Source organism: Ruicaihuangia caeni, assembly GCF_040536845.1.
Lineage (GTDB): Bacteria > Actinomycetota > Actinomycetes > Actinomycetales > Microbacteriaceae > Ruicaihuangia > Ruicaihuangia caeni.
In genome coordinates this window covers 371,498-385,276 of the sequence record NZ_CP159582.1, presented here as the reverse complement: position 1 = coordinate 385,276, position 13,779 = coordinate 371,498, and the positions used below count along the sequence as shown (strand labels likewise).

The window sequence follows — 13,779 nt, the reverse complement described above, 5'->3', positions numbered from 1 at the left end:
GCATGGCTGCGGCACTCCCCGCGGTAGCGGCGGTGCACGGCCGAGTGCGGTCGCGCACCGCTTCGTCCGTGCGCCGAACGGTCGGGCTCGCGGCCTGCGGCGCGGTGCTGCTCGCTGCCGTTTGGCTGAGCCTCGCAGTTGGCTCGCGTTCACTCGACCCCGCGACGGTCATCGGTGCGCTGACCGATCCCTCCTCGGCATCCGTCGACCACCTGGTCGTGCGAGAGCTGCGGGTTCCTCGAACCGTCATCGGCATCGCGGTTGGAGCCGCGCTCGCCGTCGCCGGAACCCTCATGCAGGGACTCACCCGCAACCCTCTCGCCGATCCTGGGCTCCTCGGCGTCAACGCGGGAGCGTCGCTCTTCGTGGTGCTCGCCATCACGCTGTTCGGCCTCACCTCGCCCGCCGCGTTCGTCTGGTTCGCCTTCGCCGGCGCGGCAGCTGCGACAGTACTCGTCTACGCCGTCGGATCCGCGGGCCGGGAGGGCGCGACGCCGATGCGCCTGGCGCTCGCCGGCACCGCCTTGACAGCCGGGATCACCTCGATCATCTCCGTGCTGCTCATCACCCGGCTCGACACCGTCAACGCGTACCGCTTCTGGTCGGTGGGCTCGCTGGCAGCGCGTGAGCTCGGCGACCTCGCGACGCTGCTGCCCTTCCTTCTCGCGGGGATCGTACTCGCGGCGATCTGCGCTCGGCCGCTCGATCTGCTCGCGATGGGCGACGACCTCGCCCGCGGGCTCGGCCAGAACCTGGCACTTGCCCGCATCACGGCCACCCTCGCGATCGTGCTGCTGTGCGGCGCCGCCACCGCACTGGCCGGCCCGATCGTCTTCATCGGGCTCGTGATCCCGCACATCGTTCGGCCGTTCGTCGGTGCCTCGCACGGCTGGATGCTGGCCTGGGCGTGTCTGCTCGGGCCCGCACTGCTGCTGCTCGCCGACGTCCTCGGCCGCATCGTGGCCGCGCCCGGCGAGCTCGAAGCCGGCCTCGTCGCCGCGGCGATCGGGGCCCCGGTGATGATCGCCGTGGTGCGCACCTCCAAGGCGGTTCGGCTGTGACCGCGAGCGTCGCCAGGGCTGCTCTCGCTCCCGCTGATGGTGAGCGCCGACACCGAAGCAGACGCCACGGCACCGTCACCGCGGTGCTCGCCCTGCTGCTCATCGCGCTCACCGTCGGAGGCCTGCTGGCAGGTCCGTTCGGGGTCGGCGTCGAAGAACTGCTCCGGCTCGTGACTGGCGCAGCGTCAGGCGCGACCGAGTTCGTCGTCGTCACGCTGAGGATGCCGCGGCTCGCGCTCGGCGCGCTGGTCGGTGCCGCGCTCGCGCTCGCCGGCGCCCTGTTCCAGACCGTGCTGCGCAATCCGCTCGCGAGCCCCGACATCATCGGAGTCAGCCAGGGCGCTGTCGCGGCAGCCGCCGCCGGCATGCTGCTGTTCGGATTGAGCGGAGCGCCGCTCGCGCTGATGGCCTTCGCCGGCGCGGTCACGGTCGCCGCCGCTATCTCCCTGATCGCCGGGCGAGGGCGCGCGGCGGGCTACCGGTTCGTGCTCACCGGCGTCGGCGCCGCGTTCTTCCTGCAGGCGTGCACCGGCCTCCTGCTCACCCGCGGCGAGGTGCGCGAGGTGCAGCAGGCGCTCGTCTGGATGGTGGGCGGGCTCTCGGGCGCGGCGTGGCCCGACGTTGCAGTGCTCGCCGGAGCCTTCGCCGTGCTCATGGTCGCCGCGGCGCTGACCGCGCGGCCGCTGCGCATTCTGCAACTCGGCGACGACGCAGCGGCCGGGCTGGGCGTGCGAGCCGACCGCGCGCGCCCGACGGTGCTCGCCGTAGGAGTCGGCCTCGCCGCGGTCGCGGTCGCCTTCGCGGGACCGATGGTCTTCGTCGCCTTCATCTCGGCGCCGATCGTGCGGCGATTGCTCGGCGACGGCTCACTCGCCCTCGTGCCCACGGCGCTGTTCGGCGCGGCCCTCGTGCTCGCGGCAGACCTCGTCGCTCAGTACGCCATCCCCGGAGCGCAACTGCCAGCGGGCATCGTCACCGGCCTGATCGGCGCCCCGTACCTGCTGTGGCTGCTCGCCACCCGACGTGGAGGAAGCTCATGACGCGAAAGCCCGCCCACGAACTGAGCGCCGAAGGCCTCACCCTCGCGTACGAGGGGCGCCCCGTCATCTCGGAACTCACCCTCACCATCGAACCGGGAGCGGTCACGGTCATCGTCGGTGCGAACGGATCCGGCAAGTCGACTCTGCTTCGAGGACTCGCTCGTCTGCTGAAGCCGGTCGCCGGTGAAGTGCGCCTCGACGGCAGGCAGCTCCGCCGCGAACCGGGCAGGCGCCTCGCGCGCGTGCTCGGCATCCTGCCGCAATCGCCCGTCGCGCCCGAGGGCGTCACCGTTCGAGATCTGGTGGCGCGCGGACGGCATCCCCATCAGCGCTTCATGCAGACCTGGAGCAGCGCGGATGCCGCCGCCGTGGCGGCCGCGCTGCGGTCCACCGGCCTCGAGCCTCTCGCGCACCGCCGCGTCGACGAGCTCTCGGGCGGGCAGCGCCAGCGCGCCTGGATCGCGATGGCGCTGGCACAGGACCCCGACATCCTGCTGCTCGACGAGCCCACCACATTCCTCGACGTCATGCACCAGCTCGAAGTGCTCGACCTGCTGCACGAGGCGAACCGCACGCGCGGCACGACTGTCGTCATGGTGCTGCACGATCTCAACCTCGCGGCCCGGTATGCCGATCGGCTGGTCGTGATGGCCGGGGGAGGCGTGCTCGCAGAGGGCGCTCCTCGAGACGTCATCAGCACCGAACTCGTGCGCGAGGCGTTCGGCCTCGATGCGCGCATCGTCGACGACCCCGTGTGCGGCGCCCCGATGGTCGTGCCCATCAGTCGCACTCACGGCGCCGTCGCATGAGGCGCAGCCACAGCCCCCCGGCATCCCGCAGCCATCCGGCCTTCGACCAACGACAACCGACCTGCCACTCGTTCCTGACCCACTGAGGAGCCCTATGTCCAGACGAATCATTCGCGCAGCCGTGCTCGCGGCCGCAAGTGCACTCCTGCTCGCCGGTTGCAGCGCCGGCGCGCCCGCGACCGGCGAGAGTTCCGGCCCGTCCCGCGACGCCGGGGCCATCGAGGTCGAGCACGCCTTCGGCACCACGACGATCGAAGGCGCCCCCGAGCGCGTGGTGACGCTCGGCTGGGGGAGCACCGACGCGGCGATCGCGCTCGGGGTCGTACCGGTTGCGATCGAGCAGCAGTCGTACGGCGCCAACGCAGACGGCTACCTGCCCTGGGTCGAGGAGGCGGTCAAGGATGCCGATGCCGAACTGCCGACGCTGATCCCCGAGCAAGTCGATGCGCCGGCCTACGAGGCCATCGCCGCCGCCGAACCCGATCTGATCATCGCGGCCTACTCCGGGATCACAGAAGAGCAGTACGCACTGCTCTCCCAGATCGCCCCGACGGTCGCGTACCCCGATGCGCCCTGGGCAACCCCTTGGCGCGACGTCATCGGCATCGTGGGCAAGTCGCTCGGGCTCGAGAGCGAGGCGGCGGCCCTGCTCGACGACATCGACGCGACCATCGCCCATGCGGCCGAGACGCACCCACAGCTCAAGGGCAAGACGGTTGCGGCGGTGTGGGACGTGGGCGGCACGTTCTACGTGTACAAGTCGGCCGACGCGCGCGTGCAGTTCCTGTTCGATCTCGGTCTCGAGAACGCGCCGGCCGTCGACGAGCTCGCGAGCGGCGACTCGACGTTCTACTACACGCTCAGCTATGAGCAGCTCGACCGGCTCGACAGCGATGTGCTCGTCGCATTCGCGGATACGGAGGCGGATGCCGAGCGCTTCCTCCAGCAGCCGTACGCCGCGCTCATCCCTGCGGTGAACGAGGGGCACGTCGCCTCGGTCACCGGAACGGAGCTCATCGCCGCCGTGTCTCCGCCCACCGCGCTCTCGCTCACCTGGGGCCTGGACGACTACCTCGAGGCGCTGACCGCAGCGGTCGACTGAGCCGCGCGGCCCGGGCGCCCCGCCTGCAGCGGTGCTCGCCACTGCAGGCGGGGCGCAAAGGGAGCGCACAGCCCCCGACGGTAGGATCGTCTCTCATGTCCAGACCAGCCGATTCGCCGTACATCCTCGATGTGTACGAGCTCATGCACCGCCCTGGGCAGATGCGCGAGCGGGAACTCAGCTTCCCCGCTCCGGAGCAGCTGGGCGAGGGCATGATCTCGGTCAAGCCCGGCGTACCGCTCGACATCGACGTGCGGCTCGAAGGGCTGCACGAGGGCATCCTCGTCTCCGGTGACATCCGCAGCAGCGCGACGGGTGTCTGCGTGCGCTGCCTCATCGACATCGAGCAGCCCGTTCAAGTCGAATTCCAAGAGCTTTTCGCGTATTCTTCCGATGAAGCCTTCGACTATGAGGTTCACGACGACCACGTGGATCTTGAACCCGTAGTCAGAGATGCGGTAGTGCTGTCGCTGCCGTTCCAGCCGGTGTGCCGGCCGGATTGCCCAGGCCTCGACCCGGTCACGGGTGAGCGCCTCGCTGATATGCCCGCCTCGGAACCCGAAGCAGTGATCGATCCGCGATGGGCTGCGCTCGAAGGTTTTCAGGCAGCCGCAACTGACGATGAAGGCACCGAGCCCGGTGCCGAGAGAGAGAAGAGATAGCCATGGCCGTTCCCAAGCGGAGACTCTCGCGTGCCAACTCCCGTGCCCGCCGCTCGCAGTGGAAGGCGACTCCGGTGCAGCTGGTGAAGACCATCGAGAACGGCAAGGTCACCTACAGCCTTCCCCACCGCGCGCGCGTGGTCGAGGACGCTGCCGGCACCCCGCTCTTCATGGAGTACAAGGGCCGCAAGGTCGCGGACGCCTGAGCCGGCGCTGAAGCCCGTGCTCGCTGGTCCAGAGCGCGATGCGGGTCTGAGCGACCTCAGCAGTCGGATCGGCATCGACATCGATGCCGATCTGCTCGCCGTGGCGCTGACGCACCGCTCATACGCGTATGAGCACGGTGGGCGGCACAACGAGAGGCTCGAGTTCCTCGGTGACTCGATCCTCGGCCAGGCCGTCACCGTCAAGCTCTTCAGGGAGTACCCTGACCTCGACGAGGGAGAGCTCGCCAAGCGACGGGCCAGCCTCGTCTCGAGTGTCGCCCTCGCAGAGATCGCTCGAGCGATCAAGCTGGGCGAGCATCTTCGCCTCGGCCGCGGCGAGGAGATGACCGGCGGTCGCGACAAGTCGTCCATCCTGGCAGACACGGTCGAGGCGATCATCGGCGCTGTCTACATCGGCGCCGGACCCGAGCCCGCGACCGCGCTGGTGCTGCGTCTGGTCGAGCCGCTCATGGCGGATGCTGAGCGCTTCGGTGCCGCGATGGATCCGAAGACGAGCCTTCAGGAGCTCGTCGCTGCTCGCGATCTCGGCGCGCCCGCATACCGCGTCAGCGGCGCGGGGCCCGACCACAACAAGACCTTCACCGCTGAGGTGGTGGTGGCCGACGAGCTGATCGCCACGGGTGTCGGCACAAGCAAGAAGCAGGCCGAGATGGCGGCCGCCCTCGAGGCGTGGACCGTGCTGCAATCGCGCAAGTGAACGCCCTCGACGATATGAAGCACAAGGGCGACAAGGGCGAGCATGCCCGAACTCCCTGAAGTCGAGGTCGTGCGGCTCGGACTGGAACCGGCCGTTCGCGGGGCCACCGTTCGCGCGGTCGACGTGCGCGACATCCGTTCGCTGCGACGGCATCCTGGCCCTGCAGAAGAGTTCGTGGATCGCCTGGTCGGTGCCCGGATCGTCGCCGCAGTGCGACGCGGCAAGTTCCTTTGGCTGCCGCTCGAGCATCCGGCGCTGACTGGCGACCGCGCCGACGAGGCGCTCGTCGCCCACCTTGGGATGAGCGGGCAGCTGCTGCTCCGAGCGGCCGACGCGCCGGATGATCGGTTCACGCGCATCCGTCTGCTCATCCACCATCCCGACCACGGCGAGCTGGCCGTGCACTTCGCCGACCAGCGCGTCTTCGGCGCCATGGCGCTCGACGAGTTGCTGCCTACGTCGGACGGTGCGCCGGGAGGCGCCGGTTCGACGGACGCGACGGTTCCCTCCCAGGTGAGCCATATCGCCCGTGACCCGCTCGACCCCGCGTTCTCAGCCCGAGAGTTCTTCACCCGCATGGCGCGTCGCGACTCAGGCATCAAACGCCTTCTGCTCGATCAGACCCTGATCAGCGGCATCGGCAACATCTACGCGGATGAAGCGCTATGGTCGGCGAGGCTGCACTTCGATCAACCCGCATCGAGCATCAGCCGGCGCAAGGCGGGGGAACTGCTCGCGGCGCTCCGCGGAGTGCTCGAGAAGGCGCTCGATGAGGGCGGAACGAGCTTCGACTCGCAGTACGTGAACGTCAACGGCCAGGCCGGGTACTTCGCGCACTCGCTGAACGCGTACGGCAGACACGGCCTGACCTGCCCGCGATGCGGAACTGTCATGCGCCGAGAGCAGTTCATGAATCGCGGCAGCCACTTCTGCCCGCGCTGCCAGCGACTCCGCCTGGGTCGGCTGCAACGAGGTATCAGAGAGGTCACCAGCAACGCGGCTGCTCAGGATGGGGACAGTTCCCCGGTTGCTTGAAGGCGACGCCCGATGCGGATTCTGACGATGTCCGATTCACAAATAGGTATCGACTTGGAATCCATAATTTACAGCGGTATTTTGCACGAAAATCGTTCAGTAGCCGATTTTCATTGTGCTACTGTCAAGCCATGATCCTCCTGCGCTTCACCGTTCGCAATCACAAGAGCATTCGTGATGAAGTGACCATCGAATTCTTGCGACCGTCGCTCCGCACTCTTAGGCCCAAGAGCGGTGACTGGCGCGAGCATGTGTACTCACTGGCTGGCGTCTTCGGCCCAAATGCGAGTGGCAAGTCGGCGATACTCGACGCCCTGAAATACGCCTTCACCGCAGTTCACAATTCGTCAACAACGTGGCAGGGCAAGAGCAAGATGCCGAGGGCACCCTTCCGGCTGGACGACCACTCGCGCAATGAACCGAGCATGTTCGTTCTCGAGTTCATTAGAAATGACCGACGGTACGAATACGGGTTCGAAGTCGATGCTGACGGGGTCGTGAGGGAGTGGCTTCGCGATGCGCCGAGCCGGTGGCGGACCTTGTTTGACCGCCACCGAGACAGTGGCGACATTAAGGTCCATCCGACGCTCAGAGCTATCGGTGAGGTTTCGGAACGTGAACTCGTTCTCAGTCGCGCTCGAGTGGTAAAACACCCCCAGTTGGGTCCCATCGCTGCTGATCTGACTAACTCTTTTGACATCGTTTCGGTAAAGGATGCACACCGAGAGGTTCGGCTGAGCGACATCGCGGAGTCGCTCATCGAGGGGTCGATTTCACCGCTCGACATCGAGGCGCTCCTGCAGGTCGCGGATATTGGCATCCGTGAGGTCACAGTCGAAGAGAAGGACCTACCGGAGCACATCCGGCGGGCGCTTCAGGTGTTTGCGTCAGCAATGAACGAAAAGGAGAGTTCGGCAGACAAAGCCGAACAAAAGCACGAGGGAGAGCTAGCAGAACTTGAGGCGGAAGACTCGAAACAGCTGGTACGGAACCTTCTGTTCACGCACCGCGGGGAATCGAGCAAGTGCCCTCCATTCTCGATCGCGCAGGAGAGCGATGGCACCATTGCGTGGCTGGCGCTGATGGTCCCAGTTATCGAAACGCTGCGCTCGGGAGGCCTGCTATGCGTCGACGAAATTGACTCCAGTCTTCATCCGCACCTCCTCGATGTCGTTCTCGGCCTATTCGCGGATCCCACGCTCAACAGGACCGGGGCGCAACTCCTCTTTACGAGCCACGAAACCTATGTACTCTCTCCGCTGAGCGAAGTTCAGCTTGAGCCGGAACAGGTGTGGTTCACCGAGAAAAGCATCGTCGGCGTAACGGAACTTGGGTGCCTCGCTGACTTTCCACGCCATTCAGACGCTAATGTAGCCAAGCGGTATCTCGCGGGGCGCTATGGCGGAACACCGCGACTGGCTCCGAGCATCCTTGAAGCACTGCTGGTGCCGGAGGAAGATTGAAATGGCCGAGTTGTCGCGGGGGCGATCCAACGCGCCCGGAAGAGCTAGACGGGCCAGGCGAGAGACTTATCGGCGGATTCTCGTCGTAGCCGAGGGCGAAACGACGGAGAAGCAGTACGTCGAGTTGCTGACGCAGAAGCTGCGTTCCAAAGGCGTGAACGTGTCGGTGAAAACTGCGCACGGCGCCTCGGATCCTGTCTCCGTCGTGCGCAAGGCTATGCAGATGCAGGCTGCGGCGAGGGCATTGGCGGAGCCGTACTACCAGTCAGTCTGCCTCGTGGATGTCGACGATCATGCGCATCTGGACAGCGCGATTGAGCTCGCGGAGCGACACGGCATACTTCTGCTCATTTCGAACGTGAAGTTCGAACTGTGGCTGCTGTGGCATGTTGATGCCAGCACCGGTGCGAAGACCTCGAGGCAGCTAGACGATTCGATGTCGAGACATGGTCTCTTCCAAAAGAAGAAGCACCTGGCGGCGAACTTTCCGTTCGAAAGATATGAGGCGGCTGTCCGGGTGGCGCGACGGGCTGATCCGGACCTGGCCCCGGGCAGGAAAGGGTCCAACCCTTCAACTGCACTGCCGATTCTGGTCGACATCCTGCTCGGTAAGACGTAGCAGCTTCGGTGCAGTCGAAGCTGAAGTTATCTACGACCTATCTAAGGATCCCGCTCCCGGCAGGTGCGGCTAACTTGATGCGTCGTCGAGACGTTTGCGCCAGGCGCCCTCGATGCCGACGGGCACGAAGCCGACCGCTTCGTTGACGCGGAGCATGTACCGGTTCTCCTCGGCGTTGAACGTCACGACCGAGGGATGCCCCGGTTTCACCTCTTCAAGGTGACGGAGGTTCGCCAGCTTCAGCAGCATGCCGAGCGCGTGCCCGCGGTGCTCGCGCACCACCAGCGTGTCGCCCTGGTCAACGGCACGGTCGATCGCCACTGGCGCCGAGAGCTCCGTGAATCCGGCGAGGCGGCCACTGGGCACATGCTCGGCCGCGACGGTGAGCATGGTGCGCGTGCTCTCGGCGGCGCGGTCGTCGGCGTCGCGAATACGCGCGGCATTCCACTGCTCCTCGGCGAACTCGATGCCCGCGCTCGGAGCGTCGACGCTCATGCGTTGCCGCAGATGCGCGAAGTCATCGATCCACCGATCGGGCGTGCGGCCCTGCCAGCGAACGATCCGATACTCATCGCCGGCGGCTTCGAGTGCCCGCTGCTCCAGCTCCCTGAACGTCGTGTCGTCCACCGGGAGCGCCAACCGGCTGATGCGGGTGACCTGCTCGAGCCGGTAGCCCAAGCCGCGGAAGAACCGCACGCCGTCGTCTTTCGACCACACGGCGCCGTGCCCGGTGGGCGGCACGATCTTCGCTCCTCCTGCGTTGAGCCGGTGAAGGGCGAACGCCTGCAGCGTCGTCACCTGCTGTTGGCGGGCGAACCGGACGATCCCCTCGTGCAGCGCGAGGCCGATGCCGCGATCGCGGAACTCCGGCAGCACGCCGATGTCGAAGAACCCCACGTGCTCGTCCTCGGCCTGCCACTCGAACACGCCGCGCGCGACGATCCGGCCGTCGACCCTGGCGATGAGCGCTCGCATCGGCGAGTACGGGTCGTGCCAGTGGGGGAGGAGGTCTTCAGGGGAGTAATTCAGATCGTCGTTGCCGACGATGTCTGCCTCGACCGCGTTCCGCACGGCCGTCATCTCGATGAAGGCAGGTCCGTGTTCGTCGTCGAGCCGTCGAGGGATGCTGAGCTCCTCGATCGTGAACCCGGCCATCGTCGTCCCCTCCTCGTCGTGGTCGTGCCCGCGGTCCCGCGTGACCTCGTCCTCCTGCGGGAAGCAGTACAGCCTATGGCCGCACCGCGTCGCTGTCGAGGTCGGGGCCGCACGGTCGGGTACCGTTGTCGCAGCGTTCGACCGGTGCGTCGACGCCGTGCGAGACCGAGCGAGACCGAGCGACGACAGGCGGCTGCGTGTATCTGAAGAGTCTGACCCTCAAGGGGTTCAAGTCCTTCGCGCAACCCACCACGTTCGCGTTCGAACCCGGCGTCACCTGTGTAGTCGGCCCGAACGGGTCGGGCAAGAGCAACGTCGTCGACGCGCTCGCCTGGGTGATGGGCGAGCAGGGAGCGAAGACCCTGCGCGGCGGCAAGATGGAGGACGTCATCTTCGCCGGCACGTCCACGCGCGGGCCGCTCGGCCGAGCCGAAGTGACCCTTACCATCGACAACTCCGACGGCGCCCTGCCGATCGAGTACTCCGAGGTGACGATCAGCCGCACGCTGTTCCGCAACGGCGGCAGCGAATACGCCATCAATGGCGAAGGATGCCGTCTGCTCGACGTGCAAGAGCTGCTCAGCGACTCGGGGCTCGGCCGTGAGATGCACGTCATCGTCGGCCAAGGCCGACTCGACAATGTGCTGCACGCGAGCCCCGAGGAACGCCGGGGGTTCATCGAAGAGGCAGCCGGCATCCTGAAGCACCGTCGCCGCAAGGAGAAGACGCTCCGAAAGCTCGAGGCGATGCAGGCGAACCTCACGCGCCTGAACGACCTCGCCGGCGAGCTGCGCCGACAGCTCAAACCGCTCGGGCACCAGGCCGAGATCGCGCGCGAGGCGCAGACCATCGCCGCCATCGTGCGCGACGCACGTGCCCGATTGCTCGCCGACGAAGTCGTGCAGTTGCGGGCTGCGATCACCGAGTTCAGTCGCACCGAGCACGAGCGCAAGAGCGAGCGCATCGTGCTGCAGGAGCAGGCAGATCAAGCCCGCTTGCGTCAGAACCGTCTGGAGCAGGCGATGAGCGGGGATGCCGTCGACGCTGCCCGCCGTGTCGCCTTCGCGCTCGAGCAGGTGCAGGAGCGTCTGCGCAGCCTGTACTCGCTCGCGAACCAGAAGCTCGCGCTGCTCGGGCAGCAGGCTGAGCTGCCGGGGATGCAATCGACGGTTTCGCAGCAGATGGTCGACGACGCGCGGTCGGAGGCCGAACGCCTTCGCGGCGACATCGCCCAGGCCGAAGACGCCGTCGCACGAGCAGCGGCCGCGACAGCGACAGCGAAGGCATCCCTCGATTCGCTCGATGAGGAGATCAGCGCGCAGAGCGCGCTCGTCTCGCAGCACGATCTGGAGCTCGCGCGGCTTGCGAGCAAGACCGAGGTCGCCCAGTCGTCGCTCGCCGCCGCGCGAGGCGAATCGCTTCGCCACGAGCACAGTCTTGAGCAGGCCCAGCAGCGCTTGAAGGACGCGCGCGGCCGATACGACGAGTTCGAAGGCCAACGGCATCCCGATCAGGAGCCGGCGGATGCCGAGCTCGACGAGACCCAGTCGGCCGCCGAGGAGCAGGTGGTCGCGCTGCAAACGCAGCTGGAGACGGCGCGCGAGGCATTGCATGCCGACGAGCGGGAACGCGACGCGCTCGCCGCGCGAAGCAGCGCGCTCTCGCGCGCGCTCGACTCACGCAGTGCGACCGGGGGACTGGTCGATGCCGACCTGCCCGGCCTCCTCGGCCCGGTGGCCGACCACGTGCAGGTGCAGCCCGGCTTCGAAGCCGCGGTGGCCGCAGCGCTCGGCACGCTCGCCGAGGCGCTTCTCGCCTCCGACGCGGGTGCCGCGCACGCCGCGCTGGAGCACGCCGCGGCCAACGACCTCGGCCGAGTCGAGGTGGTCGTGGCGGATGCCGCGGCCCACGCGCCGCAGTGGCCCGAGGTGGCGGGGCTGCAGCCGGCGGCATCCGTCGTCACGGCTCCGAGCGGCGTGCTTGGTGTGCTCGGGCACGTCACGATCGCCGATGATCTGGGTGCTGCACGGAAGGCGGTGCCGCTGCTGCGGCAAGCGCTCGGCACGGTGCCGGTCACGCTGGTGACGCGCGACGGCGATGTGCTGACCGAGCACGTGCTGCGCGGTGGCTCCGGGGGGTCGCAAGGACGCATCGAACTCTTGGCTGAGAGGGATGCCGCCGCTGAACGACTCGTCGAGGTCACCGCGGCCGTCGAGCAGCGTCGAAGCGAGGTCGACGCGCTGCGTGAGGCGCTGAGCGCCGCGAAGCAGCGAGCCGCGGCCGCTGCCGAGGCCGTGCGCGATCGTGACCGGCGTCTCGCCGCGCATACCGAACAGCTCGGGCGCGCTCGTGTGCAGCTCGAAGCAGCGGAGGCCGAGTGCGAGCGTCTGCAGGCGGCTCGAGACCGTGCGGCGGAATCGGCGCGCGTGGCAGAGGCCGCCGTCGATCGCGCGAGGGCCGAGCATGAGGAGTATGCGGCGCGGCCGCGCCCCATCCTCGACGTGTCGGCGCGCGACGGCATGGTCGCTGAGCTCGACCGGGCGCGCGCAGCCGAATTGCAGGCTCGCGTCGAGCTCGAAACCGCTCGTGAGCGGGTGCGTGCCGAGCAGCAGCGCGCTGACGAGCTCTCACGACAGCTCGACGCCGAGCGCGACGCCGCCCGGGAGCAGGCCCGGCTCGCGGTGCTGCGCCAGCGGCAGATCGCAGCTGCGGCCTCGGTCATCGAGGCGCTGCCGCCAGTGCTGAACTCGGTCGATCGCTCGGTCGCCGATGCACGCGTGCGGCTTGCCGCGGCGGAAGCGGAGCGAGCCGCCCAGAACGAAGAGCTCTCCGAGCTGCGCCGAACCGAGAGCGCACTGCGAGAGCGCCTGCACGCCGCGAGCGAGCAGGTGCACGGGCTCGAGATGCAGCTGTACGAGAAGAAGCTGCACCTCTCGTCGCTGCTGGAGCGCGCGGGGGACGAGCTGGGATTGGTGGAAGACGTGCTCGTCGCCGAGTACGGACCGCATGTTCCGGTGCCGGTCGACAAGGCGCCGGGCGATGCGGATGCCGCTGTGTCGACGCTCCAGCGCGACACCGACGCGCAGGCGAGCGATGCACAGGCGGGCGATGCCCAGGCGGGCGATGCACAGGCGGGCGATGCCCGGTCGAGCGATGGAAGCGCCGACGGTGGTGCCGCTCCTGAACGTGAGGTCGTCGCGTTCGACCGCGCCGCGCAGCAGCGCCGCCTCGCCGCGGCCGAGCGCAAGTATCAGCAACTGGGGCGAGTGAACCCGCTCGCGCTCGAAGAGTTCGCAGCACTCGAGCAGCGGCACAAGTTCTTGACCGAACAACTCGCTGACCTCACACAGACCCGCAAGGACCTGCTCGCGATCATCGACGAGCTCGACGGCAAGATGCAGGAGATCTTCGAGGCCGCGTTCGAAGACACGCGGACGGCGTTCAACGAAGTGTTCCCGGTGCTCTTCCCCGGCGGCACCGGAAGCCTGCAGCTGACCAACCCCGACGACCTGCTCACCACCGGCATCGAGGTCACGGTCAAGCCCGCCGGCAAGAAGATCGAGCGGCTCTCGCTGCTCTCCGGCGGCGAGCGGTCGCTCGCGGCGGTCGCGCTGCTGATCGCCATCTTCAAGGCGCGTCCGAGCCCGTTCTACATCATGGACGAGGTCGAGGCCGCGCTCGACGACGCGAACCTCGGCCGCCTGCTCACCATCTTCGAGGACCTGCGCGAGTCGTCGCAGCTCATCGTCATCACGCACCAGAAGCGCACCATGGAGATCGCCGACGCGCTCTACGGCGTCTCGATGCGGCAAGACGGAGTCTCCGCAGTCGTCGGTCAGCGCGTCCGCGTCGAAGAACGCAGCGCCTGACCGCCGGCCCGGGCGCGTGCCGGCGCGCGTTCGCCGCTTC

12 protein-coding genes are annotated in these 13,779 nt (G+C 67.8%); 11 read left to right on the top strand and 1 reads right to left on the bottom strand.

Going from position 1 to position 13,779, the window contains the following annotated elements:
* Window positions 1–2 precede the first annotated feature (2 nt).
* From ABV606_RS01830 to ABV606_RS01785, 10 genes are all read left to right on the top strand, one after another.
* Complete coding sequence (locus ABV606_RS01830; protein WP_353988117.1) at window positions 3–1,061, top strand: FecCD family ABC transporter permease; 1,059 nt, start codon at window positions 3–5, stop codon at window positions 1,059–1,061.
* Entirely contained in the window at window positions 1,058–2,101 is a 1,044-nt protein-coding gene (locus ABV606_RS01825; RefSeq protein ID WP_353988116.1) for a FecCD family ABC transporter permease, read from the top strand. The genes ABV606_RS01830 and ABV606_RS01825 overlap by 4 nt, the downstream gene beginning before the upstream one ends.
* On the top strand, window positions 2,098–2,910 hold the full coding sequence (locus ABV606_RS01820) for an ABC transporter ATP-binding protein (RefSeq protein ID WP_353988115.1): 813 nt from the start codon (window positions 2,098–2,100) through the stop codon (window positions 2,908–2,910). The genes ABV606_RS01825 and ABV606_RS01820 overlap by 4 nt, the downstream gene beginning before the upstream one ends.
* Before the next feature lie 94 nt (window positions 2,911–3,004).
* The gene (locus ABV606_RS01815) at window positions 3,005–4,012 is read left to right on the top strand and encodes an iron-siderophore ABC transporter substrate-binding protein (protein ID WP_353988114.1); all 1,008 of its coding nucleotides are present in this window, start codon (window positions 3,005–3,007) and stop codon (window positions 4,010–4,012) included.
* A 95-nt stretch (window positions 4,013–4,107) separates the two neighbouring features.
* Window positions 4,108–4,674, top strand: a complete 567-nt coding sequence (locus tag ABV606_RS01810) for a YceD family protein (protein ID WP_281487473.1) — start codon at window positions 4,108–4,110, stop codon at window positions 4,672–4,674.
* Between the two features lie 2 nt (window positions 4,675–4,676).
* A complete protein-coding gene (gene rpmF / locus ABV606_RS01805; RefSeq protein ID WP_281487474.1) occupies window positions 4,677–4,880 on the top strand; it encodes a 50S ribosomal protein L32 in 204 nt (67 codons plus the stop codon).
* A 16-nt stretch (window positions 4,881–4,896) separates the two neighbouring features.
* A complete protein-coding gene (gene rnc, locus ABV606_RS01800) occupies window positions 4,897–5,598 on the top strand; it encodes a ribonuclease III (RefSeq protein ID WP_353988113.1) in 702 nt (233 codons plus the stop codon).
* 42 nt (window positions 5,599–5,640) lie between these two features.
* Window positions 5,641–6,633, top strand: coding sequence for a bifunctional DNA-formamidopyrimidine glycosylase/DNA-(apurinic or apyrimidinic site) lyase (gene mutM / locus ABV606_RS01795; RefSeq protein WP_353988112.1), 993 nt, complete (start codon window positions 5,641–5,643; stop codon window positions 6,631–6,633).
* A 131-nt stretch (window positions 6,634–6,764) separates the two neighbouring features.
* Entirely contained in the window at window positions 6,765–8,096 is a 1,332-nt protein-coding gene (locus ABV606_RS01790; protein WP_353988111.1) for an AAA family ATPase, read from the top strand.
* A gap of 1 nt (window position 8,097) precedes the next feature.
* A complete protein-coding gene (locus ABV606_RS01785; RefSeq protein WP_353988110.1) occupies window positions 8,098–8,715 on the top strand; it encodes an RloB family protein in 618 nt (205 codons plus the stop codon).
* A 69-nt stretch (window positions 8,716–8,784) separates the two neighbouring features.
* Here the strand turns inward: ABV606_RS01785 and ABV606_RS01780 are convergent, their stop codons facing one another.
* A complete protein-coding gene (locus ABV606_RS01780; RefSeq protein ID WP_353988109.1) occupies window positions 8,785–9,870 on the bottom strand; it encodes a GNAT family N-acetyltransferase in 1,086 nt (361 codons plus the stop codon).
* Window positions 9,871–10,067: 197 nt separating this feature from the next.
* Between ABV606_RS01780 and smc the strand changes: the two genes are divergently transcribed.
* Window positions 10,068–13,739: a chromosome segregation protein SMC gene (gene smc, locus ABV606_RS01775; protein WP_353988108.1), complete on the top strand. Its 3,672-nt coding sequence runs from the start codon at window positions 10,068–10,070 to the stop codon at window positions 13,737–13,739.
* Window positions 13,740–13,779 lie beyond the last annotated feature (40 nt).

Excerpts from the sequence above, each read along its gene's own strand:
- ABV606_RS01830 (WP_353988117.1), top strand. The coding sequence starts at position 3 with ATGGCTGCGGCACTCCCCGCGGTAGCGGCGGTGCACGGCCGAGTGCGG.
- ABV606_RS01820 (WP_353988115.1), top strand. The coding sequence starts at position 2,098 with ATGACGCGAAAGCCCGCCCACGAACTGAGCGCCGAAGGCCTCACCCTC.
- ABV606_RS01815 (WP_353988114.1), top strand. The coding sequence starts at position 3,005 with ATGTCCAGACGAATCATTCGCGCAGCCGTGCTCGCGGCCGCAAGTGCA.
- ABV606_RS01810 (WP_281487473.1), top strand. The coding sequence starts at position 4,108 with ATGTCCAGACCAGCCGATTCGCCGTACATCCTCGATGTGTACGAGCTC.
- rpmF (WP_281487474.1), top strand. The coding sequence starts at position 4,677 with ATGGCCGTTCCCAAGCGGAGACTCTCGCGTGCCAACTCCCGTGCCCGC.
- mutM (WP_353988112.1), top strand. The coding sequence starts at position 5,641 with ATGCCCGAACTCCCTGAAGTCGAGGTCGTGCGGCTCGGACTGGAACCG.
- ABV606_RS01790 (WP_353988111.1), top strand. The coding sequence starts at position 6,765 with ATGATCCTCCTGCGCTTCACCGTTCGCAATCACAAGAGCATTCGTGAT.
- ABV606_RS01785 (WP_353988110.1), top strand. The coding sequence starts at position 8,098 with ATGGCCGAGTTGTCGCGGGGGCGATCCAACGCGCCCGGAAGAGCTAGA.
- ABV606_RS01780 (WP_353988109.1), bottom strand. The coding sequence starts at position 9,870 with ATGGCCGGGTTCACGATCGAGGAGCTCAGCATCCCTCGACGGCTCGAC.